Below are 20,855 nucleotides of genomic sequence, written 5' to 3'. Positions count from 1 at the left end.
GCTCGGGTTCAGATGTCGATGTCGACGTCGCCAACAGGGGCGTTGATGCAGAGCTGGATGGGCTGATCCGGGTCACTGTCGGTCTCGCCGGTGCGCAGGTTGCGGGTGCAACCCGTGCGGCGAACCGCGGTGCAGGAGAAGCAGATTCCCATCCGGCAGCCGTACTCGGGGGTGAGACCGGCGGCCTCGGCCTGCTCGAGCAGGGGGGCGCCGCTGTTGTCCGCGGCGACACCGCTGGCCGAGAAGCGCACCGTGCCGAAGGCCTCGTCCGCGTCGACCGGGGTGAGCGAGAGGGTGAATTCCTCGGTGTGCAACCGATCGTCGAGCTGCTCGGCCTCGTAGATCTTGCGCACCGAGTCCATCAGCGACTGCGGGCCGCAGACGTAGGTGTGCGCGTCGGCGAACCACGGTGCCACCCGCTCCAATTCGTCGTAGTCGAAGTACCCGCTCGACTTCGCCGTCGCCACGTCGACCCACGGCGCCGAGGTGTCGACGCCGGTGGTGTCGGGCCGCCACGGATGCCGCAGCTCGATCCGGAAGTTCGAGTGCCGCTTCGCGATCGCATCGAGTTCCGCACGGTGCGGAACCACCTCGGGCGATTTCGCGTAGTGCAGGAAGACGACCTCACCCGGGTAGCCCTCGTCGGCCAGGGTGCGCAGCATCGACAGCACCGGCGTGATGCCGCTGCCGCCGCTGATCAGCAGCACCCGCTCCGGGCGCGGGTCGGCCAACCGGAAGACACCGGCGGCCTGTTCGAGATCGACCACCATGCCGGGTGTCGCGTTGCGGGCCAAGTACTGCGAGACCAGGCCCTCGGGGTGCGCCTTGACGGTCAGCTGGAGGTGCCTGCCCCGGCCGCCCGCCGGGTTCACCGGCGAATAGCAGCGCGTGTGGCGGACGCCGTTGATCACCACGCCGATCTGGACGTACTGCCCGGCGGCGTGGCCTTTCCATTGCCGGGTCGGGCGCAGCGTCAGGGTCACCGACCCCGGGACCGAACGGTCGACCCGGATGATCTCGGCGCGCATCTCCCGCGCGGTGAGGGTCGGGCGCACGAGTTCCAGATACCGGTCCAGCGGATGCGGCGTGGTCAGGGTCTGCACCAGGTTGATGAGATCCACCATTCGTTACTCCGTGCCTCTATGTCGGGGCTGTTCGACTTGCAGGAGCCGCGACGTTGCGTTCCAATTTCAGTGCACGTCTGTACACTCAACTAGTGTGACTGATGACCGGGGTCAGGTGTCAACCGGCAAAACATGTGACGCGAACAACATCTGGAGAAAAGACGAATGGTGAACGGATGTATGCTCACCGTGATGACTGAGCAGGCAGAAACCCGAGGCGAGCGCAAGGAGCGCACGCGACAGGCCCTACTGGACGGCACCCTCGCACTGGCTGCCGACCGTGGCTTCGCGGCGCTGAGCCTGCGTGAGATCGCCCGCTCGGCAGGCATCGTGCCGACCGCTTTCTACCGCCACTTCGCATCGCTGGACGACCTCGGCGCGCAGCTGGTCGACGACGGCATCACCGCGTTGCGCCTCGCGCTGCGCGAAGTACGGCGCAAACCGGATGCGAGCCTGTCCGACACGGTGCGGTTCGTCTTCGCTCAGGTGGAGCCGAAACGCGAACTGTTCGGCTTCCTCACCCGCGAACGCCACGGCGGGTCGGCGGCACTGCGCAAATCCATTGCGCTGGAACTGCAACTGATCGTCCGCGAACTCGTCGCCGACCTCTCCCGCATCCCGGCGCTGGATTCCTGGAGTCACGCGGATCTGGAGATCGCCGCCGACCTCCTGGTCGCGACGGTCACCGACGGCATCGTCGCCTACATCTCGGCGCTGCCCCGCGAACGAGACGCCATCATCGATCGCACCGTGCAGCAGATGCGCTTGATCTCGCTGGGCATGGGCGCATGGTGGCCGCCGAAGGAGCGGTAGTTCCGCTGGTGCGGGTCCGCTTGCCTGATCAGCGAGTCTTTCCGGCGCCGATCGCCAGCGCGACAAGGTCGCCGAGCGGAATGCCGACGCGACATGAAGGTGCTCCGTGAGACGCTGGCCAGCAAAGCCCCTTGGCGCTGAGCCACGCTCAGCGCCGTCAGTCCGTGGCTAGCCGAAGACCATGGTGTGGGCGCGGGCGGTGTCCATGTATTCGCGGACGCGGTGGATGCGGCCTTCGTGGAGTTCGAAGATGAAGCAGTAGTCGTTTTCGTAGGCGTTGCCGTTGGCGAGGGTGGCGCTCATGGTTTCTTCCACGATGACGCGGTCGCCTTCGGCGTAGAAGCCATGGAAGGTTAGTACGACGTCCTTGGCGAACATTTTGGCGAAGCCGTGGGCGAGGAAGTCGGCGATGGCGTCGCGGCCGATCATGTGGCTGGGGCCCTGCATGAAGACCGCGGTGGCGTTCTGCGGGGGTGCCAGCCACTCCGCGTCTTCGGTGAAGAACGCGGATATTTGCTCGAAATCGTGTGTGGCGAAGGCTTTCCAGGCGTTTTGGACGATGGTTTTGCTGTCCTGAGTCACCTGGTCAGCGTCGCGAAGATTCCGCCGTGACGCTGGCGGAAATCAGACGAGGTCACCCGGTGTCGCCGCCGACGACACCGGGCTCTCATTCAGAGTCGCGCGGCGAGCCGGGTGCCCTGATCGATGGCGCGCTTGGCGTCCAGCTCGGCGGCCAGTTCGGCGCCGCCGATGAGGTAGAGGTTCATGCCTGCGGCGCGCAGTTCGTCCTCCAGATCACGGACCGACTCCTGGCCCGCGCAGATGATCACGTTGTCGACCGGGATCAGTTGGGGGCGTTGGCGTTTCTCGCCGAAGCTGATGTGCAGGCCGTTGTCGTCGATGCGTTCATAGTTGACGCCGCCGATGTGGTCGACACCCTTGGCTTTGAGCGCGGCACGGTGCACCCAGCCGGTGGTCTTGCCGAGGTCCTTGCCGAACGGAGTCGTCTTGCGTTGCAAGAGAACGACTTCGCGAGCGGCCGGCGAAGGCTTCGGCTTGGTGAGCTGACCACGAACCTGCTCGTCGTCGGCGGTGACGCCCCACTCTTCCTTCCACTCGTCGAGCTTGAGCGTGGGATGCCCTTCGACGGTGAGGAATTCACTCACGTCGTAGCCGATGCCGCCAGCACCGATGACCGCCACGCGCTTGCCGACCGGGCGCTCCTCGCGGACCAGTTCGGCGTAGGACAGCACCATCGGGTGGTCGATACCGGGGATGTTCGGGATGCGCGGCTTCACGCCGGTGGCGAGCACCACCTCGTCATAACGGGCCTCGATGAGTTCCGCGGCGGTCACCCGCTTGTTCAAATGCACTGTCACGCCGGTGACTTCGAGCATCCGGCGGTAGTACCGGATCGACTCGTTGAACTCTTCCTTGCCCGGAATGCGACGCGCGATGTCGAACTGGCCGCCGATCTTGTCGTCGGCCTCGAACAGATCGACGTGGTGGCCGCGCTGGGCGAGGCTGACCGCCGCGGACAGCCCGGCCGGGCCCGCACCGACCACGGCGACGCGCTTGGTGCGCCGGGTGGGCAGCAGCTTCAGCTCGGTCTCGTGCCCGGCGCGCGGGTTCAGCAGGCAGGACACCGTCTTGTGCTGGAAAGCGTGGTCCAGGCAGGCCTGGTTGCAGGCGATGCAGGTGTTGATCTCGTCGACCCGGTCCTGCTTGGCCTTGTTGACCCACTCGGGATCGGTGAGGAACGGGCGCGCCAGCGAAACCAATTGCGCGTCACCGCGAGTCAGGATCTCCTCGGCGATCTCCGGCATGTTGATCCGGTTGGACGCACACACCGGAATGTTCACCTGCTTGGTGATTTTCGCGGTGAACTCGACGAAAGCCGCACGCGGCACCGAGGTCACGATGGTCGGGACGCGCGCCTCGTGCCAGCCGATGTCGGTGTTCAGGATGTCCGCACCCGCCGCTTCGAGTTCTTTTGCCAGCGCGACGATTTCGTCGAACGTCTGACCCTTCTCGACCAGCTCAGCCATGGAGAGCCGGAATACGATGATGAAGTTCGGGCCGACCGCGGCGCGGGTGCGGCGCACGATCTCCACCGCGAGTCGGCGCCGGTTCTCCGGCGACCCACCCCACTTGTCGGTGCGCTTGTTGGTGCGCGGCGCGAGGAACTGGTTGATGAAATAGCCCTCACCGCCCATGATTTCGCAGCCGTCGTACCCGGCGAACTGGGCCAGCTTCGCACAGCGCGCGTAGTCGTCGATGGTCTGCTCGACACCCTTGGCCGAGAGCTTGCGCGGCCGGAACGGGTTGATCGGCGCCTTGATCGACGAGGCGGAGACGCTGCCGGGCAGGTAGGAGTAGCGGCCCGCGTGCAGGATCTGGATGGCGATCTTGCCGCCCTCCTTGTGCACCGCCTTGGTGATCACCCGGTGCCGGTACGCCTCGGTCTTGTTGGTCAGCTTGTTGCCGAACGGCAGCAGCCAACCGGTGCGGTTGGGTGCGTAACCGCCGGTGATGATCAGGCCGACACCACCGCGGGCCCGCTCGGCGAAGTAGGCCGCCAGCTTGTTGGTGTCCCAGGCGCGGTCCTCCAGGCCGGTGTGCATCGACCCCATCACCACGCGATTGCGCAGGGTGGTGAAGCCGAGGTCGAGCGGCTCGAACAAATGGGGGAAGGCACTCATGCCTGTCTCACCTTTCTCCGGTCAATCGCCGCGCGGGGCTATCGCGGGCGGATGCAGGGCGTGCAGAACTTCGTCGCACCATTCGATGAACCCCGACTCCACGCGGACGCCCGCGCGTAAGACGAGGTACTGGTGCAGAGCCGTACCGGAGAGCTGATCCGGTGCCGGAAAGTCGCGTTTTTCGATAAGGCGATAGACGTCGAGGCGTTGGGCGTGCTCGTCGCGGTGCCGCGCGACCTCGGTGCGCAGCGCACCGATATCGCCGTAGGCGGCGGCGCGGATCTTGACCGCGAGCTCGTTGCGCGGGGTGTTGGTGTCGGACGGTTCGGCGATCCAGCGGGCCAGTTCGGCGCGGCCCGCCGCACTCACCGCGTAGACCTTCTTGTCCGGCCGGCCGTCCTGGGCCACCGACTCGCTGCTCAGCCAACCGGATTCCTCCATGCGCTTGAGCACGCGATAGATCTGCTGATGCGTCGCGCTCCAGAAGTACCCGATGGACTTGTCGAAGCGGCGCGCCAGCTCATACCCCGAGCCGGCCCGCTCGGTCAGCGATACCAGCAATGCATGCTCGAGGGCCATGCGGTCAGAGTAACCGTGACACCCAGTACTATGCAACTGAGTGCATACCCCGGGTTTCGTGTCGGGCGTTGACCCGGTTGTGCGGGCGGAATCGCATTAGGCTGCGCCGCATGGGCGAGCGAATCGTGTCGGAGCGCGGGTCGCGCATGCCAGGGCCGAGCGCCGGCGAGGTGCAGGCATGAGTGAGGTGGACGCGCGGGCGACGGTGGGGCAGGCCGCCGGGCGCGGGCAGGTGGCGGCATGGGGGCTGTGGGACTGGGGGTCGTCGGCGTTCAACGCGGTGATTCTCACGTTCGTGTTCTCCGTGTACCTGACCGACAAGGTCGGTGATGATCTGCCGGGCGGGATTTCGCCGAGTGCCTGGCTGGGGTGGGCGCTGGGGCTGGCCGGGCTGGTGGTGGCGGTGACCGCGCCGGTCAGCGGGCAACGGTTCGACGCGACCGCGAAACGTAAACGCTCCCTTGCTGTTTTGACCGCGCTCTGCATCGCGTCGATGACGCTGATGTTCTTCGTGCACGACGACTACCACTACCTGTGGCTCGGGCTGGTACTGCTCGGGCTGGGCTCCGCGTTCTTCGAGCTGGCCAGTGTGCCGTACAACGCGATGCTGCGTCAGGTGTCGACGCCCGCGACCGTCGGCCGGGTGTCCGGATTCGGTTGGGCGATGGGTTATTTCGGCGGCATCTTCCTGCTGCTGATCTGCTACTTCGGTTTCATCGCCGGCGAGGGCGACACGCGCGGACTGCTCGGTATACCGACCGATGACGGACTCAACATCCGGCTGGTCGCCATCGTGGCGGCGGTCTGGTTCGCCGCGTTCGCGCTGCCGGTGCTGTTCACCGTGCCCGAATTGCCGCGCACCGACGCCGATCCCGGCACGGCCAACGCAGGATTCTTCGCGTCGTACCGCATTTTGGCGCGCGACCTGCGCGAGCTGTGGGTGACCGATCGGCGCACCGCCACGTTCCTGATCGCCAGTGCGATATTCCGTGACGGCCTCGTGGGTGTGTTCACCTTCGGTGCGGTGCTTGCGGTTCGGGTATACGACATCGCGGACTCCGACGTGCTGCTGTTCGGCATCGCCGCCAATGTGGTTGCGGCGCTGGGCGCGATCGTCGCGGGCCGCTTCGACGACCGCGGCGGACCGAAGATGGTCATCGTGGTCTCGCTGGTCTCGATGATCATCTGCGGTCTCGCCCTGCTCGTCGTCTCCGGCCCGCTGATGTTCTGGATCTTCGGCCTGCTGCTCACCGTCTTCGTCGGCCCGGCCCAGTCGGCCGCCCGGTCCTTCCTCGCCCGGCTGGCCCCGCCCGGCCGCGAAGGTCAGTTCTTCGGCCTCTACACCACTACCGGCCGCGCCGTCTCCTTCTTGGCCCCCACCTTGTTCGGCCTCTTCGTCTGGCTCTTCGACGCCGACCGAGCGGGCATCATCGGCATCGTGCTCGTCCTCGTCCTCGGCCTGCTCGCCCTGCTCCCCGTTCGCTCCCCCGACCCCACCGAGATCGCCACTGCGCCCAAGATCGACCGGCTCACCTGAGCGGTCCCTCGTTCCCGGTGCCGTATAGGAGGGGTGCGTGTGGCAAAGGCGGATCGCATAGGCTCCTGGCGTGAGCTTGCCCTCCCCTACTTCTGAGAATCGCGCGGTCGTTACCGGCGCCTCCTCCGGCATCGGCATGGCGTTGGCCGCCGAACTCGCCGCGCGCGGGTATTCGTTGATCTTGGTTGCGCGGCGCGGTGAGGTGCTGACCGAGCTGGCGCAGCGGCTGACCCTGGCGCACGGGATCGCCGCCGAGGTGCGCGCGGTGGACCTCGCCGATCGGACGCAGCGTGCGGCGCTGGTCGAGGAGCTCTCGGCGCGCAATATCTCGATCCTGTGCAACAACGCGGGCATCGCGACGTTCGGAGCCGTCGCCGAGCTCGATCCGAGTTACGAGCGCGCACAGATGGAGCTGAATGCTGTTGCGGTGCACGACCTCACGCTTGCCGTGCTGCCGGGCATGATCGAACGCGGCAGTGGCGGCATCCTGATCAGCGGGTCGGCGGCGGGGAACATGCCGATTCCCAATAACGCCACGTACGCGGCGAGCAAGGCGTTCGCCAATACCTTCAGTGAGTCGTTGCGCGGCGAACTCAAGAGTTCCGGCATCAATGTCACGCTGCTCGCACCGGGCCCGGTGCGCACCGATGCGCCCGACCCGGCCGATGCGTCGATCGTCGACCGGCTGGTGCCCGACTTCATGTGGGTGTCCTCGGAATACACGGCGAAGGTGTCCATCGACGCGCTGGCCCGCAACAAGATGCGGGTGGTGCCCGGACTGATCAGCAAGGGGATGAGCGTGGCGGGCCAGTACGGTCCGCGCGCGGTCACCGCGCCGATCGCGGGTGCCTTCTATCGGAAGCTCGGCGGCTAGCGAGACGCACCTCACGACCGGGGTCAGGGATCCGTCAAGATCGGGCCTCCGGTCGTCAAGCAGCCGTAAGCTGGACGTTTGCCCCAGCGGAATCGGCGTAGTCCTGACAGCGGCCCCGCATACGGAATAGCGGGGGCGCACACAGGAGACACCGTGACGCTGCTGGAAATCTTCCCGTCGCTGAAGTCGGGAATGCCCTCTCGTCTCGACTCGGCCGTATGGCCGCGCGACACGCATTACGACGACGCGGGTCGCATCACCATCGGCGGGGTGGCGCTGGCCGACATCGCCGACCAGTACGGCACTCCGACCTACGTCCTCGACGAGCGCGAGGTCAGGGAGCGCTGCCGCGCCTACCGCAAAGCCTTCCCGGAGGCCGAGATCATCTACGCGGGTAAGGCCTTGATGATCCGCGCGGTCGCCAACTGGGTTTCCCAGGAGGGGCTGTCGGTGGACGTATGCTCGTCCGGCGAGCTGGCCATTGCCTTGGCCGCCGGGGTCGCCCCGCGCCGAATCATCATGCACGGCAACGGAAAATCGTTCGACGAACTGACCGCCGCGATCAAGGCCGGGGTCGGCCGGATCGTGGTCGACTCGCTGGCCGAGATCACGTTGCTCTCGGCGTTGGTCACCGACTCGCAGAATGTGCTGCTGCGCCTGTCCCCCGGCATCGACGTGCACGGACATCCCGCGGTGAAGACCGGCGTCACCGATCAGAAGTTCGGCTTCCCGCTCGGCGGCGATACGGCCGCGGAGGCGGTGGCGCGGATTCTGCGGCAGCCGAAACTGAACCTGGTCGGCTTCCACTGCCACCTCGGCTCGCAGATCTGCGACCCGGACTACTACGGCGAGGCCGTGCGCCGGGTGGTCGCCGAGATGGCGCGGGTCCGGCAAGACCACGGACACCTGCTGACCGAGCTCGACCTCGGCGGCGGGCACGCCGTCGCCTACCGCACCGGCGACCCCGAGATGAACCTCGGCGAACTCGCCGCGATCATCGAGGACGCATTGGACGCGGCCTGCGCACGGCAGCACTTCCCGCGCCCGCACATCTCGCTGGAGCCGGGCCGGGCCATCGTCGCGCACGCGGGCGTGACGCTGTACCGGGTGCTCTCGGTCAAGCACGTCGAGGGTGGACACACCTATGTGACCGTCGACGGCGGGATGAGCGACAACCCGCGCGTCGCGCTGTACGGCGCGCGCTACAGCGTTGTCGTCGCGAACCGGCACCCCACCTGCGCAAGCATGACCGCGACGGTGGCCGGCCGCTTCTGCGAGGCTGGCGACATCCTGGCGACCGACGTCCAGCTGCCGGTCGATCTGCGGCCTGGTGAGGTGCTCGCGGTGCCGTCCACCGGCGCGTACCACCACAGCCTGGCCTCCTCCTACAACAGCGTCGGCCGGCCGCCGATCGTCGCGGTGCGGCACGGGCAGTGCCGGGAGCTGGTGCGCCGGGAGACCATCGCCGACCTGATGTGCCGCGACGTCGGCTGCTGAGTCTCCCGCCGGACCGCGCGGCGTTTCGCTCGCCGCGCGGTCGGGCGCGTCAGCGATCCGTCAAGATCGGGTCGCGGGCGGTCAACGTTGCGCTAAGCGACTGCTCCCGGGCGGTTCGGCGGCGTAAGTCTTGGTAGGCCCCGCAGATGGAGAAAGCGGGGAGCGGATCAGGAGAGCACCCGTGACGCTAGTGGACTTCTTCTCGCCGATGTGGTCGGGAACTGCCGCGCACCTGGATTCCGCGGTATGGCCCAGCGATGCGAGGTACGACGGCGAGGGCCGGATTGTGGTCGGTGGGGTCGCGCTCGCCGACATCGCCGAGACGTACGGCACTGCCGCACGGGTGCTGGACGAGCGGGAAGTTCGACAGCGTTGCCGCGCGTATCGCAATACCTTTCCCGAGGCCGAGATCGCTTATGCCGCAACAGCGTTGCTGGTGGGCGCGGTGGCCGACTGGGTCACCGGCGAGGGGCTATCGGTGGTCGTGTGCTCGTCCGGTGAGTTGACCGCCGCGCTCACGGCCGGGGTCGATCCGAAACGAATCATTTTGCATGCCAACGGCTTATCCCGCGATACGCTGGAAATCGCGGTGACGCGGCGGGTCGGCAGGATTGTGTTGAGCTCGCTCGCCGAGATCGATCTGCTCACCGCGGTCGTCGCGGCCCGCCCGCAGCGGGTGCTGTTGCGCTTAGCTCCTGGCATCGAAGGAGACGCTGTCCACGAGGCGGACCGACCGGGCTTTCCGCTCGGTGAACCCGCCGCCGAGGCCGTGGCGCAGGTCTTGGCCGCGCCGATGCTCGATCTGATCGGCTTCCAGTGCCACCTCGGATCGCAGATCTACAACCCGGATCACTATGGCGAGGCGATTCGCCGGCTGGTCGCCGAGATGGCGGTGGTCCGGCACGATCACGACCGCATACTCACCGATCTCGACCTCGGCGGCGGGCACGCGATCGCCTACCGCAACGGTGACGCGGAGATGAACCTCGCCGAACTGTCCGCGATCATCGAGGACGCCCTCGACGCGGCCTGTGCCAGGCAGCACTTTCCGCGGCCGAAGGTCGTCCTCGAACCGGGGCGCGGGATCGTGGCGCGGGCCGGGGTGACGCTGTACCGGGTGTTGTCGGTCAAGCACAACGACGGCGGGCATGTCTCCGTCGTCATAGACAGCGAGACACGTACGCGGCTAGGCACTTTCGCTGGGACGGTGGTGGCGAATCGCCAGGCGACCGGCCCGCTGGTGAGTGCGACCGTCGCGGGGCGAGCGGGCGATGTCATCCTCGCTACCGACGTGCGGCTGCCCGCCGATCTGCGGCCCGGTGAGTTGCTGGCCGTGCCGTGCACCGGCGCGTATCAGCACGGTGCACCACGCACCCGCGTGATCGCGGTGCGCGAAGGGCACTACGCGCAACTCGTCCACCGTGAGCCCAGCCTGCTCGATCGCGACGCGAGCTGAACACGCCGCACGACTTTTGATCTCCCGCACACGGAATTGCATGCGATTCCGTGTGCGGGAAATCAAGGAGTGTGCGGCTTCAGCGCTTTCGGGTGCCGAAGATGCTGCGGCTGATCTCGCGGCCCGCGGCCGTGGCCGCCGAGCGCAGGAAGCTCTTGACCGCAGGGTTTTTCATGATGCGCTCGGCGGTGGAATCCTCGTCGGTCTTCGACGCCCGACCGGGGGCCGGGGCCGATTCCGGGCTCTGGTCCGCCGCAGCGACTTTCGCGGCGAGCAGCTCGTAGGCCGATTCGCGGTCGATGGTCTGGCCGTACTTGCTGTGCAGCGAGCTGGACAGTGCGCGCGACTTGATCGCGTCGTCGCCGATGGTGTCCATGAGTGAGCGGGGCGGCTGAATCCTGGTCCACGCCACCGGGGTCGGCGCGCCCTTCTCCGAAAGTACTGTCACCACAGCCTCACCGGTGCCCAGTGAGGTGAGCGCCTTCTCCAGGTCGTAGGTGCTGGTCTTGGGGTAGGTGCGCACCGTCTTGGACAGTGCCTTCTGATCGTCCGGAGTGAACGCGCGCAACGCGTGCTGGATGCGCGCACCCAGTTGGGAGAGCACCTGATTCGGGATGTCGGTGGGCAGCTGGGTGCAGAAGAACACGCCGACACCCTTGGAGCGGATCAGCTTCACGGTCTGCTCGACCTGGTCCAGGAACGCCTTCGACGCGTCCGCGAACAGCAGGTGCGCCTCGTCGAAGATGAAGACCAGCTTGGGCTTGTCCACGTCGCCCACCTCGGGCAGTGTCTGGAACAGATCCGCGAGCACCCACATCAGGAAGGTGGAGAACATCACCGGCCGCGCCGCCTGCGCGCCGAGCTCGAACAGTGTGATGACGCCCTGCCCGCCCGCGGTGCGCACCAGATCGCTCGGATCCAGTTCCGGCTCACCGAAGAAGGTGTCGCCGCCGTCGGCCTCCAGATTGACCAGCGACCGCAGGATCACGCCCGCGGTGGCCGCCGAAACCCCGCCGATGCCCTTGAGATCCTCCTTGCCCTCCGCGCTGGTGAGATGCGTGATCACCGCACGCAAGTCCTTGAGGTCCAGCAGCGCGAGGCCGTTCTTGTCCGCCCAGTGGAAGATCAGGCCGAGCGTGGATTCCTGAGTCTCGTTGAGCCCGAGCACTTTACTGAGCAGCACCGGGCCGAACGAGGTGATGGTGGCGCGAATGGGGACACCGATGCCGTTGGTGCCGAGCGAGACGAACTCGGTCGGGAAGCCCGTCGGTTTCCAGTCCTCGGCGCCGGTCTCGGCGGCGCGGGCGCTCAACTTGTCGTTGGCCGCGCCCGGCTGCGAGAGCCCCGACAAGTCGCCCTTGATGTCGGCGAGCACCACGGGAACGCCTGCGGCCGAGAGTTGTTCGGCGATGCCCTGCAAGGTCTTGGTCTTACCGGTGCCGGTCGCGCCTGCCACGAGGCCGTGCCGGTTCATGGTGCGCATCGGAATGCGCACCCGCGCCGCCGGATCCACCTCGCCGTCGACCACCACGGTGCCGAGCTCCAGTGCCACCCCGTCGAAGGCGTAGCCGGCCGCGATCTCCTGCGCGGCCGCCGACCCCGAGTCGGCCTTGCCCGTCGTAGTCGCGTCCGCCTTCTGGTCCGTCTTGCTCGCCGCAGCGGCGTCGGCCTTCTTCTGGTCGGCCTTGCTGGCAGCTTCGGCGGCGGCAGCGGCGGTCTCGTCGGCTTTGGCCGCTGCGCTCTCAGCCTTTGCCTTCGCCTTCACCTGCGCCCCGTCCGCACCCGCCTCCTGCTCGGCAAGCTCACGTTCGGCCGCTTCCGCAGCCGCAGCCGCCTCCGCCGCAACCCGCGCCGCCTCCTCAGCAGCCTTCCGCGCCGCAGCAGCTTTCTCCTGGGGGCTGGTCATCGCACGTCCTCCGTCTGGTCTGACTGGAACTGCATAACGCAGTGTTTGCTGTCGTACCGAAAACGCCTGTGCCGATCAGAATGAACTGTATCCCCGAGGGGCCCTCCAGAGGTCTCGCCTCCCTGCGACGGAGCGGACTTCTCCCTCGAAAGGCCCGTTCGCCCGCCGCCGCAGGCGCTGCAAAAACGACACAGCTAATGTTGCTGCCGTGTCAGATAAATACGTGGTGTGGATGGATTGCGAGATGACGGGCCTGCGCCTGGACAGCGACAAGCTGATCGAGGTGGCCGCACTCGTGACCGATAGCGACCTCAACATCCTCGGCGAGGGTGTGGACGTGGTGATCCACGCCGACGACGCGGCGCTGGCCGCCATGCCCGCGGTGGTCGTCGACATGCATGCGCGCTCCGGGCTGACCGAAGAGGTGCGCCGCTCCACGGTCACCATGGCCGAGGCCGAGCAGCTGGTGCTGGACTACATCCGCCAGTACGTGCCCACCCCGCGCACCGTGCCGCTGGCCGGTAACTCGATCGCGACCGACCGCGGCTTCATCGCCCGGGACATGCCCACGCTGGACGCCCACCTGCACTACCGGATGATCGACGTGAGCTCGATCAAGGAGTTGTGCCGTCGCTGGTACCCGCGCATCTACTTCGGTCAGCCGGAGAAGGGCCTGGCCCACCGGGCGCTGGCCGACATCAAGGAATCCATCCGCGAGCTGGAGTACTACCGCCGGACCGCGTTCGTCGCACCCCCCGGTCCGTCCACCACCGAGATCGCCGAGATCGCCGCCGAGATCGGCAGCGCCGCGGGACCCGCTGAATCGGCCCAGGTCAACGCCTCGCCGGAAACCGATTAGGGAGACGAAGGGGTGACACGCTAATATCGACGGCGCCGGTGTTCATCCGGTGATGGTGACCGTAGTTCAGTTGGTAGAGCACCAGGTTGTGATCCTGGCTGTCGCGGGTTCGAGTCCCGTCGGTCACCCTGAGAGGCCCGGGTTGGAGAGAAATCTCCAACCCGGGCTTTTTCATTTGCTCGGTGCCCGTGACAGCCGCACACCTTCTGATGAGTTGCACACCGACTTGCCGCGCTGACACGCGTGCGGATGTCACAACGTGTGCGGCTGCCGAGAAACGACGAACGGGCCACCAGCTACTGCTGATGGCCCGTTGACGTTGCCGCTCAACGCGGGTCGGCGTTACCCGCCTTCCACACCGGCCACGGGATGTTCCAGTCCCCCAAACCGTCCACGCCGGACAACGTTCCGCCGACGGTGTTCTTGATGATGGTGATGTCACCACGCTTGGCGTTCTGATACACCCACTGCGCGTTCGCCGGGCTCAGATTCAGGCAACCGTGGCTGGTATTGCTGTAACCCTGCTGCCCGACCGACCACGGCGCGGAGTGGAAGAAGATGCCGCTGTAGGAGATTCGCGTCGCGAAGTCGACCGGCGTCTTGTACCCGTCCGGTGAGTTCACCGCCACACCGTAGGTCGAGGAATCCATGATGATCTTCTCGTGCCGGTCGCTGACGATGTAGATGCCGTTGTCGGTGGGCGTGCTGTTCTTACCCATCGAGGTCGGCATGGTCCGGACGACCTCACCGTTCTTCTCGACCACCACCTGCTTGGTGTTGTCGTCCGCGGTGAAGATCACCGCATCGCCGATCGTGAAGTACGAATGGATGTTGTCCTGGCCGTACAGGCCGTCACCGAGATCACGGCCATACACGTTCACGTCGATGGTGACCTTCGTCCCCGGCGCCCAGAAGTTCTCGGGACGCCACCGGACCTCGCGATTGTTCACCCAGTAGAACGCGCCCTCCACCGGCGGCTCGGTAGTGATTTTGATCGCATCCTGGGCGGCCTTGCGGTCCGGAATCGTCTCGTCGAACTGGATCGCCACCGGCTGACCGACGCCGACCACCTCACCCTCGCCAGGCAGCAGATACGGCTTGGTCTGGCTGTCCGGGGAGCTGGTGGTGAAGCTCAGCGTGGTGGAGCTCGCGCCGCCGAGGCCGATCGCGTCCGCCTTCAAGCGGTAGACCTTGCCGTAACCGAGCACCTCGGTGGTCTCCCAGGACCGGCCGTCGGCGGCCAGCCTGCCGTTCACCGGCTTACCCTGCGCGTTCGTCAGCGTGACTCCGGTGAGCTTGCCGTCCTCGACCTGGAAGGCCAGCGGCACACCCGGCGAGACCCCCATCTCGCCGTCCTTGATCGGCGACAACAACTTCGGCTTGATCAGCTCGACCAGCGGGTTCCGGTCGATGGCGATCGACGACGAATCCGCCGAGTCCGACGAAGAGCACCCCGATAACACCAACGCGGCCACCGCGAATACGACGACAGGTGCGGTGATATGTCGTATCCACCGACGCCGACCATGACCAACGCTCATTCCAACCCCGTTTCAAGTCTCGGTGCATCAGAAGCACACCGATGGCTTCGGATCCCAACCGCCTACAGCTCAACCCGCCGTGCCTGCGGAACGGTCGAGACCACGTTCGGTCATTCTGCCAGTCCGAGACGCTCGCACCAACGCGAATCCCGCGCCGACACAGACGTGTTACACCGGATAGATCCGAACTGTCCGGTTCGGTGTTAACACCCGCGACCGAACCGTCATCACCCCCGCTCAGGAGGCGATTTCACATCTGCCGCCGCCACCTGTTAAGGTTTGTCCCGCACCGGAACACGGAGCAAGCGCCATTAGCTCAATTGGCAGAGCAGCTGACTCTTAATCAGCGGGTTCGGGGTTCGAGTCCCTGATGGCGCACATAATAGAAGCCCTGATAGCTCAACTATCAGGGCTTTCCTCATTTCACAGCACCGCCGCAGGTTGCGGCGGAACGGAAGTCTCGGCGTCATCCCGCACGCCTCCCGCAGTTGGGTAGTTGCCACCTCCGAACCACCACGCGAAGTCTCGTCGAGCGCGGTGCCATCCTCGCTGAGGTGGGCTCCTGAGCCCCCGCACTGGTCGCGTCTAGTCGCGGCGGACCATTCGGGCCACCGGGATGAGTAGCAGGAGGGCGCCGGCTGCGAGTAGTGCGAACGCGAGCCGGAAGCCGCCGGTTCCGTCGCGCAGCGCCCCGACGATGATCGGTGCCGCTGCGGCGGCGGCATAGCCGAGGAAGAAGGCCATTACGCTGTACTGGCCCGCCTCGGCGACGTCGCGACTCATGGAGACCGGGACCGTGAGTACCAGCGTGAACAGTCCGCCGTGGCCGATGCCGAGCGCGACGATCCACAGCCAGGTGGCCGAGGCGGGACTCAGCGCCAGTCCGAGGAAACCGACGGCGGTCAGCGTCACGGTCACACTGAGGCCGATGCGCTTGTCTCTGCGCTCGCCGAGTAGTGCCGGTACTGCCAGCATGGCGACGACCTGGATCGAGATCAGTGCGGTGAGTAGGTAACCCGCCTCGGCTGCGGGGTAGCCGCTGTCATGCAACAGTGGTGCGACCCAAGCCAATTCGCAGTAGTAGAGCGCCGAGTTACCCGCCGCCAGCAGCGTGATCATCCACGCGGTGCCACTGCGCCACGGCAGACCGGTTGTCGCTGGCCCCTGCGGCCCGGACACCGCACCGAGCCCCAGCGCCGTCCGCGCCGCCGACCACAGCACCGCACCAGCGATGGCGAGTACGGTCCACGACGCGAGCGCGCCGGGCCAGGAGTTCAGCGCGTCGGCCAGCGGGGCGCTGATACCGGCCGCGATCGCGCCGCCCAAGCCCAATCCCGCGGTGTAGATACCGGTCACCAGGCCGGCATGGTCGGCGAACCGCGACTTCACGACCGCGGGTAGCAGCGTCTGCGCGATCGCGATGCCACCGCCGACCGCGGCCGCACAGCTGAGCTGAAGCCAAGTGGTGGCACTGAAACCCCGTGCGGCGGTGGCGATCCCGACCACGATCAAGCCGATCAGCACGCCATTTTGCAGGCCCCACCGACGGCCTACTGCGGCGGCGAGGGGCGCGCACAATCCCATCGCGAGGGTGGGGACGGTGGTCAGCAGGGCGATCCCGGTCGAGGACAAGCCGAGGTCGGCGCGAATCCGATCGACGAGCGGGGACACCGCGGCGATCGCCGGGCGCAGATTGGCCGCCGCGACGAACAGCGCCAGCGCCGCAAACGCCAGTGCCACACGATCTTTCGCGGTGGGAACGGGATGGTCTCGAAGAGCAGCCATGACAAACCTTAATCTCGGACATTTTGTGTCCAAGTTATAACACAGTCTCGGATAGTTGTTGTCCGAGATAAGCTGACGGCATGAAGATGTCCATAGGTGTCGAATGGGCCATGCACTGCTGCATTTCGCTCGGCCAGGCCCTCGCTCCGATCCCCGCCGCACGACTGGCCGAGCTGCACGGCGTCCCCACGGCCTATCTCGCCAAACATCTTCAAGCGCTGTCGCGGGCCGGCATCGTGCGATCGGTGCCGGGGCCCACCGGTGGCTATGTGCTGACCCGTGCCGCCGCGAACATCACCATGTTGCAGGTGGTCGAAGCGGTGGACGGAGCCGAACCAGCCTTTCGCTGCACCGAGATTCGGCAGAACGGGCCACTCGGCTTACCGGCGAAAAGCTGCCGCACGCGTTGCGCGGTCATGCGTGCCATGACCACCGCCGACAACGCGTGGCGCACCGCCCTCGCCGCCATCACCATCGCCGATCTCGCCACCAGCATCGACGCAGACAGCGAAGGCACCGCGCTCGACGAACTGCGCGAGTGGTTGAACGCGGGAAGTCGATAACTGCCCTCCAGCCTCTCGCTCGAGCCCGGTCCACCGCGAGCAGTTCCGCGAAAGCCCGACCGCGGTCATCCGTCCGCTACCCGTTGATCCCCCACCGCAGCCGACGGTCCGGGTCTGTGGTTTGGCGGAGGAGTTGCAACCGGGGGAAGTTGTGTGCGAAGCAACGCAGCACCGTGTCGGCGGGTTGCACGTGGTTGAGGTATCCGCCGACGGAGAAGGGGGCTACGGCGCGGTTTGCGCTGAGGATCCAGTTATGGGCTTCATCGACCGGGTCGGGGGTCCGGACTACCCACTCCAATGCTGCGGCGTGCGCACGCCAGGGGAAGGCTGTGGCATCGGCAGCGGTCTCCTGGATGGCGCCGTCGAGCGGTTCGGCCACAACCAGACCCGATCCGCCACTGGCCGAACGGGCGGTGATGACATCGACGATGGTGTCGACAGCGGCCGGCGAAAGCTGGGCGACGACGTCGGAGCCGGCGACCCTGATCGATCCCGGACGCGGCCGCCCACTGTCGAGGTCGTGTACGGCGGCCAAGTGGTCCAGCGTGCGGTGGTCCGCGGCGGACGGCTCGACGCCGGCCGCGGCGCTCAGGCCGGCGGCCGCCGCGGCACCGGTACCTGCCGGGCACACCATCCGGACCAGACATCGAAGGCCGTCGTCCGCCGAGATGAGGACGCTGGCATACACGCCACGATCGGCCGTGGGCATCCACTGCGCCCAGCCGTTGAGCACGCGGGCTGCCTTGTCACCCGGAAATGTCAGTCGCACCATGTCTTTCGCCGTCGCGGGGATGGTGCGATAGGTCAAGGAGGTGAGGATGCCGGTAGTGCCGCCCGCACCGCGCAGTGCCCAGAACAGATCCGGCGCGGTGGTCGCGTCGGCTCGTATCGTGTCGCCGTTCGGCAGCACGAGTTCGGCCGCGACCAGCCGGTCGCAGGTCATCCCGTAGCGGCGCGCCTCGGCCCCGAGACCGCCGCCGACCGTCAGGCCTGCAAGCCCCACGCCCGCACAGACGCCGATCGGCAGTGCCAGGCCCGACTCGGCCAGCTCGGTCACCGCCGCGAGACTGCTCACCCCGGCACCGACAGTGACCTGGTCATTGTCGACATTGATGTGGTCGAGCGCCCGGACGTCGATCACCAGTGCACCGTTGGAGGCGGACGCGCCGACAAACGAGTGCCCACCCGATCTGGCGGCGATGGGCAGTCCGTGGTCGCGCGCGAAAAACACCGCCGCCTGTACATCCTGCGGCTGCGCCACCTTGACCACTCCGAGCGGTGCGTTCCCGTCGAACCGCCGGTCGAAAAGCGCTTTCGCCGCACCGTATTCGCGGTCCTCAGGCAGCACGAGCGTGCCACGCAATCGACTGCGCAAGCCGGTCCACGCGGTGGAATCCACGGTTGCCGCCGCAGTCCCCGAGCACAGCGTTGCCGCAGCCGCGGCTGCCACGAGACCACCAGCCCCACGGATCAGCGAGCGACGCGAAAATCCGGGTGCGGTGAGACCTGCCTCCGCGGAGTCAGCCGTCAGTGTCACGCTGCCCGGCCCTTCGTCCCCGGGTGCAGTCCAGCAACCAGCGAAGGCAGAGCACCTATCAACGCAACGAGCACAGTTTGTCCTCCTAGTTGCAACCGATCCCGAGACCGTCCGACGACAGCGAAGACTGACGCGACGGCCGGTGCCTCGTTGTTCGAACAGAGATGATTCGGTGCGACGACACCTGTGGATGGACCGCGACTGCCCACGGCTACCCGACCGGCCACAAGCCGGTGGCCGATACCTCGCCGACCGCCACGCGGCCGCGGTTTCGCCGAGGAGACATGCACTCCGCCACAACAGCGGAGCCGACGGGTCGATGCGCGGCTTGTCGGAGCCGAAAGGCAGATTGGCGAAGTCAATTCCGGATGCCGGTGGTGGCGATTTTGTTTCGCATGTTGTCAAATCCGCCACTCGCCCAATCGAATCAACACCGGCAGGCTGGCTCACAGTAGCCGAGGTCGCGGCCCTTCGAACTGGGCCCGCATGCAAAGACGTTCGGTGGAAAAGGGGGTTCAAGGAATGCCTGGGTTCGAAGTCGAGATCGACGATCTACGCCGTTCCGCGGCGGCAGCGATCGCCGCGTCCGGCGAGGCGAAGAAAATCAACCTCGCCGCCACGGCCACCTCGATGGCGCGCGCATTGCCAGGATCGAGGTCTGCGGCACTGGTGAGCCCGCTGCATGAGCACTGGCAGTCGCGGATCGAGCAATGGGCGACCGATATCCACCGACTCGGACACACGGTGACCGCCGCCGCGAATCTGTACGCGGGCAATGAACAGGAAGCCGAAGACGCACTCGCGGTGACCTGGGAAACGGGCATACCGTGGTGAGCTTCGGCGAGATCAGGGATTGGAACGCGGATGCGATCGAAGAAGCGGGTCGCAGTGTGCGCGACCGCAAACAAGAACTGCTCGGACTAGCCGACGAGTTGAGATCGGCGGCGCTCTCGCGACGGTGGCACGGCGACGCCGCCGACGCCGCCAAAAAGGCCATCGACGCGCTGAACGACCGAGCCGAACACCTCGTCGCCGAGGTCAGCTCGATACAGCGTGCGTTCTTCGCTGCTTCCGACGAGGTGCGAGCATTACGGCAGCGGGTATTGGACGTGGACGCGTTCGCCGACAGTCGCCAGTTCGCTGTCATGCCAGACGGCGCAGTCGTCGATCGGTCGCCCGATACCCCGGTAGACGCAACCCGCGACTTCGCGCAAGTGCAGTTGAAATTGGCGGTAAGTCAAATCGTCCAGCAGGCAACCGACACCGATGACATCCTCGCCACAGCCATGGGCGCCGCGATCAATGCGACGGTCTCCGATTATGGCGCAACCTCGCTCGCCGAAGCCGACCAGAACGTCCAGAACCGACCGAGCCTGGCGCAGATACTCCGGGACTACCAGGTCAGCCCGGATCCCCGCGGTATCACGGATTACCCCCGCGATCCGATGGTGCGATACCTGGCAGAGCTGCTGGGCAAAACGAAGGCGTTCCAGGTCACCGTTACCGAAGCCGAGATGCTCGAAAAAATGTCGCTGACCAGCCAGCAACAGTTCCTGCAGATGAGGGAGTACGCGTTCGCGGAGGCCGACAAACGATTCCCGGACCATGGCCAAGAAGACAACCACAACGATGCGTTCCGGCACGCCTACTGGAACGCGCTGATGGTTGGTGTGCGGGGTGCGGAATGGGCGCAGCGATTCGCCACCGCACATGAGGCCCTCCCTGGCAACCCGAAGGAGCGAGAGGCGATGGATCTGTACAACAACGAGGTAGGGCGCAAGATCGCGCTGGCCAATCCGGGGACAGATCCAGAACGGCTCGCCGGGCTTGTCGAAGACGCCGTACGAAAAGGCGACACCGTAGTGATCGCTCGTTCCGGCGATCTCGAGTTCAGCGACCGCGTACCTGCGGGCGCAATCGGAGCTCCGTCGCCCGGACCGGACGAGCCGGTGGTGCAGGCGGAGAAGCCGGTGGTCCCCAACCCCCCTAAACCCGGAATCGGATCGGCCACCGATTGGTGGTGACCTTTATTTGTAGCAGCGCCCACGACCCGATTTCAGCGCGGCGCACCGCCGGTTCCGT

At 66.5% G+C, this 20,855-nt stretch carries 17 protein-coding genes and 2 tRNA genes; 11 read left to right on the top strand and 8 right to left on the bottom strand.

Translation table 11 applies throughout. The annotated features are described in order from the left end of the window. Positions 1 to 8: 8 nt before the first annotated feature. Positions 9 to 1,124: a ferredoxin reductase gene (locus DBO33_RS09470; protein ID WP_107654694.1), complete on the bottom strand. Its 1,116-nt coding sequence runs from the start codon at positions 1,122 to 1,124 to the stop codon at positions 9 to 11. Between the two features lie 192 nt (positions 1,125 to 1,316). On the opposite strand from DBO33_RS09470, the gene DBO33_RS09465 reads away from it, so the two are divergent. After that, a complete protein-coding gene (locus DBO33_RS09465) occupies positions 1,317 to 1,937 on the top strand; it encodes a TetR family transcriptional regulator (protein WP_107660112.1) in 621 nt (206 codons plus the stop codon). 168 nt (positions 1,938 to 2,105) lie between these two features. Here the strand turns inward: DBO33_RS09465 and DBO33_RS09460 are convergent, their stop codons facing one another. From DBO33_RS09460 to DBO33_RS09450, 3 genes are all read right to left on the bottom strand, one after another. After that, positions 2,106 to 2,519 carry a nuclear transport factor 2 family protein gene (locus DBO33_RS09460; RefSeq protein ID WP_107654693.1) on the bottom strand — a complete coding sequence of 138 codons (414 nt, stop codon included), beginning with the start codon at positions 2,517 to 2,519 and terminating at the stop codon, positions 2,106 to 2,108. Positions 2,520 to 2,608: 89 nt separating this feature from the next. Beyond that, positions 2,609 to 4,639, bottom strand: coding sequence for an NADPH-dependent 2,4-dienoyl-CoA reductase (locus DBO33_RS09455; protein WP_107654692.1), 2,031 nt, complete (start codon positions 4,637 to 4,639; stop codon positions 2,609 to 2,611). A 21-nt stretch (positions 4,640 to 4,660) separates the two neighbouring features. Beyond that, on the bottom strand, positions 4,661 to 5,218 hold the full coding sequence (locus DBO33_RS09450) for a PadR family transcriptional regulator (protein ID WP_107654691.1): 558 nt from the start codon (positions 5,216 to 5,218) through the stop codon (positions 4,661 to 4,663). Between the two features lie 178 nt (positions 5,219 to 5,396). On the opposite strand from DBO33_RS09450, the gene DBO33_RS09445 reads away from it, so the two are divergent. From DBO33_RS09445 to DBO33_RS09430, 4 genes are all read left to right on the top strand, one after another. Continuing rightward, positions 5,397 to 6,755 (top strand): MFS transporter, encoded by a 1,359-nt coding sequence (locus DBO33_RS09445; protein ID WP_107654690.1) that lies wholly within the window; start codon positions 5,397 to 5,399, stop codon positions 6,753 to 6,755. A 70-nt stretch (positions 6,756 to 6,825) separates the two neighbouring features. Then, on the top strand, positions 6,826 to 7,629 hold the full coding sequence (gene cmrA, locus DBO33_RS09440) for a mycolate reductase (RefSeq protein ID WP_107654689.1): 804 nt from the start codon (positions 6,826 to 6,828) through the stop codon (positions 7,627 to 7,629). A 153-nt stretch (positions 7,630 to 7,782) separates the two neighbouring features. Continuing rightward, positions 7,783 to 9,126, top strand: coding sequence for a diaminopimelate decarboxylase (gene lysA, locus DBO33_RS09435; RefSeq protein WP_107654688.1), 1,344 nt, complete (start codon positions 7,783 to 7,785; stop codon positions 9,124 to 9,126). A 181-nt stretch (positions 9,127 to 9,307) separates the two neighbouring features. After that, entirely contained in the window at positions 9,308 to 10,582 is a 1,275-nt protein-coding gene (locus tag DBO33_RS09430) for a diaminopimelate decarboxylase family protein (protein WP_234390755.1), read from the top strand. Positions 10,583 to 10,661: 79 nt separating this feature from the next. Here the strand turns inward: DBO33_RS09430 and DBO33_RS09425 are convergent, their stop codons facing one another. Then, entirely contained in the window at positions 10,662 to 12,488 is a 1,827-nt protein-coding gene (locus DBO33_RS09425; protein WP_199856564.1) for a helicase HerA-like domain-containing protein, read from the bottom strand. A gap of 208 nt (positions 12,489 to 12,696) precedes the next feature. On the opposite strand from DBO33_RS09425, the gene orn reads away from it, so the two are divergent. Both orn and DBO33_RS09415 read left to right on the top strand, forming a co-directional pair. Then, positions 12,697 to 13,347 carry an oligoribonuclease gene (gene orn / locus DBO33_RS09420; protein ID WP_107654687.1) on the top strand — a complete coding sequence of 217 codons (651 nt, stop codon included), beginning with the start codon at positions 12,697 to 12,699 and terminating at the stop codon, positions 13,345 to 13,347. Between the two features lie 55 nt (positions 13,348 to 13,402). Beyond that, positions 13,403 to 13,475 (top strand) — tRNA-His (locus DBO33_RS09415). Positions 13,476 to 13,673: 198 nt separating this feature from the next. Here DBO33_RS09415 and DBO33_RS09410 read toward each other — a convergent pair. Beyond that, positions 13,674 to 14,888, bottom strand: coding sequence for a L,D-transpeptidase (locus tag DBO33_RS09410; protein WP_107654686.1), 1,215 nt, complete (start codon positions 14,886 to 14,888; stop codon positions 13,674 to 13,676). Positions 14,889 to 15,193: 305 nt separating this feature from the next. On the opposite strand from DBO33_RS09410, the gene DBO33_RS09405 reads away from it, so the two are divergent. Beyond that, positions 15,194 to 15,266: transfer RNA gene (locus DBO33_RS09405), tRNA-Lys, on the top strand. A 207-nt stretch (positions 15,267 to 15,473) separates the two neighbouring features. On the opposite strand, the gene DBO33_RS09400 is transcribed toward DBO33_RS09405, so the two are convergent. Then, entirely contained in the window at positions 15,474 to 16,673 is a 1,200-nt protein-coding gene (locus tag DBO33_RS09400) for an MFS transporter (RefSeq protein WP_107654685.1), read from the bottom strand. Between the two features lie 80 nt (positions 16,674 to 16,753). Here DBO33_RS09400 and DBO33_RS09395 point away from each other — a divergent pair, with 80 nt between their 5' ends. Beyond that, positions 16,754 to 17,236, top strand: coding sequence for an RrF2 family transcriptional regulator (locus DBO33_RS09395; RefSeq protein ID WP_107654684.1), 483 nt, complete (start codon positions 16,754 to 16,756; stop codon positions 17,234 to 17,236). A 76-nt stretch (positions 17,237 to 17,312) separates the two neighbouring features. Here DBO33_RS09395 and DBO33_RS09390 read toward each other — a convergent pair whose 3' ends face one another. Further along, positions 17,313 to 18,686, bottom strand: coding sequence for an FAD-binding oxidoreductase (locus tag DBO33_RS09390; protein ID WP_159080182.1), 1,374 nt, complete (start codon positions 18,684 to 18,686; stop codon positions 17,313 to 17,315). 609 nt (positions 18,687 to 19,295) lie between these two features. Between DBO33_RS09390 and DBO33_RS09385 the strand changes: the two genes are divergently transcribed. Both DBO33_RS09385 and DBO33_RS09380 read left to right on the top strand, forming a co-directional pair. After that, entirely contained in the window at positions 19,296 to 19,607 is a 312-nt protein-coding gene (locus DBO33_RS09385) for a hypothetical protein (protein ID WP_107654682.1), read from the top strand. Between the two features lie 275 nt (positions 19,608 to 19,882). Beyond that, complete coding sequence (locus tag DBO33_RS09380; protein WP_159080181.1) at positions 19,883 to 20,797, top strand: DUF6973 domain-containing protein; 915 nt, start codon at positions 19,883 to 19,885, stop codon at positions 20,795 to 20,797. Positions 20,798 to 20,855 lie beyond the last annotated feature (58 nt).

It is taken from the genome of Nocardia suismassiliense (assembly GCF_900269665.1).
In the GTDB taxonomy this organism is placed as follows: domain Bacteria; phylum Actinomycetota; class Actinomycetes; order Mycobacteriales; family Mycobacteriaceae; genus Nocardia; species Nocardia suismassiliense.
Note: the sequence above shows the minus strand (reverse complement) of the source record. Positions and strands in the feature narration are given on the sequence as shown.

Coding starts and splice junctions, on each gene's coding strand:
- DBO33_RS09470 (WP_107654694.1), bottom strand. CDS start 1,124: ATGGTGGATCTCATCAACCTGGTGCAGACCCTGACCACGCCGCATCCG.
- DBO33_RS09465 (WP_107660112.1), top strand. CDS start 1,317: ATGACTGAGCAGGCAGAAACCCGAGGCGAGCGCAAGGAGCGCACGCGA.
- DBO33_RS09455 (WP_107654692.1), bottom strand. CDS start 4,639: ATGAGTGCCTTCCCCCATTTGTTCGAGCCGCTCGACCTCGGCTTCACC.
- DBO33_RS09450 (WP_107654691.1), bottom strand. CDS start 5,218: ATGGCCCTCGAGCATGCATTGCTGGTATCGCTGACCGAGCGGGCCGGC.
- DBO33_RS09445 (WP_107654690.1), top strand. CDS start 5,397: ATGAGTGAGGTGGACGCGCGGGCGACGGTGGGGCAGGCCGCCGGGCGC.
- DBO33_RS09425 (WP_199856564.1), bottom strand. CDS start 12,488: ATGACCAGCCCCCAGGAGAAAGCTGCTGCGGCGCGGAAGGCTGCTGAG.
- DBO33_RS09410 (WP_107654686.1), bottom strand. CDS start 14,888: ATGAGCGTTGGTCATGGTCGGCGTCGGTGGATACGACATATCACCGCA.
- DBO33_RS09400 (WP_107654685.1), bottom strand. CDS start 16,673: ATGGCTGCTCTTCGAGACCATCCCGTTCCCACCGCGAAAGATCGTGTG.
- DBO33_RS09395 (WP_107654684.1), top strand. CDS start 16,754: ATGAAGATGTCCATAGGTGTCGAATGGGCCATGCACTGCTGCATTTCG.
- DBO33_RS09385 (WP_107654682.1), top strand. CDS start 19,296: ATGCCTGGGTTCGAAGTCGAGATCGACGATCTACGCCGTTCCGCGGCG.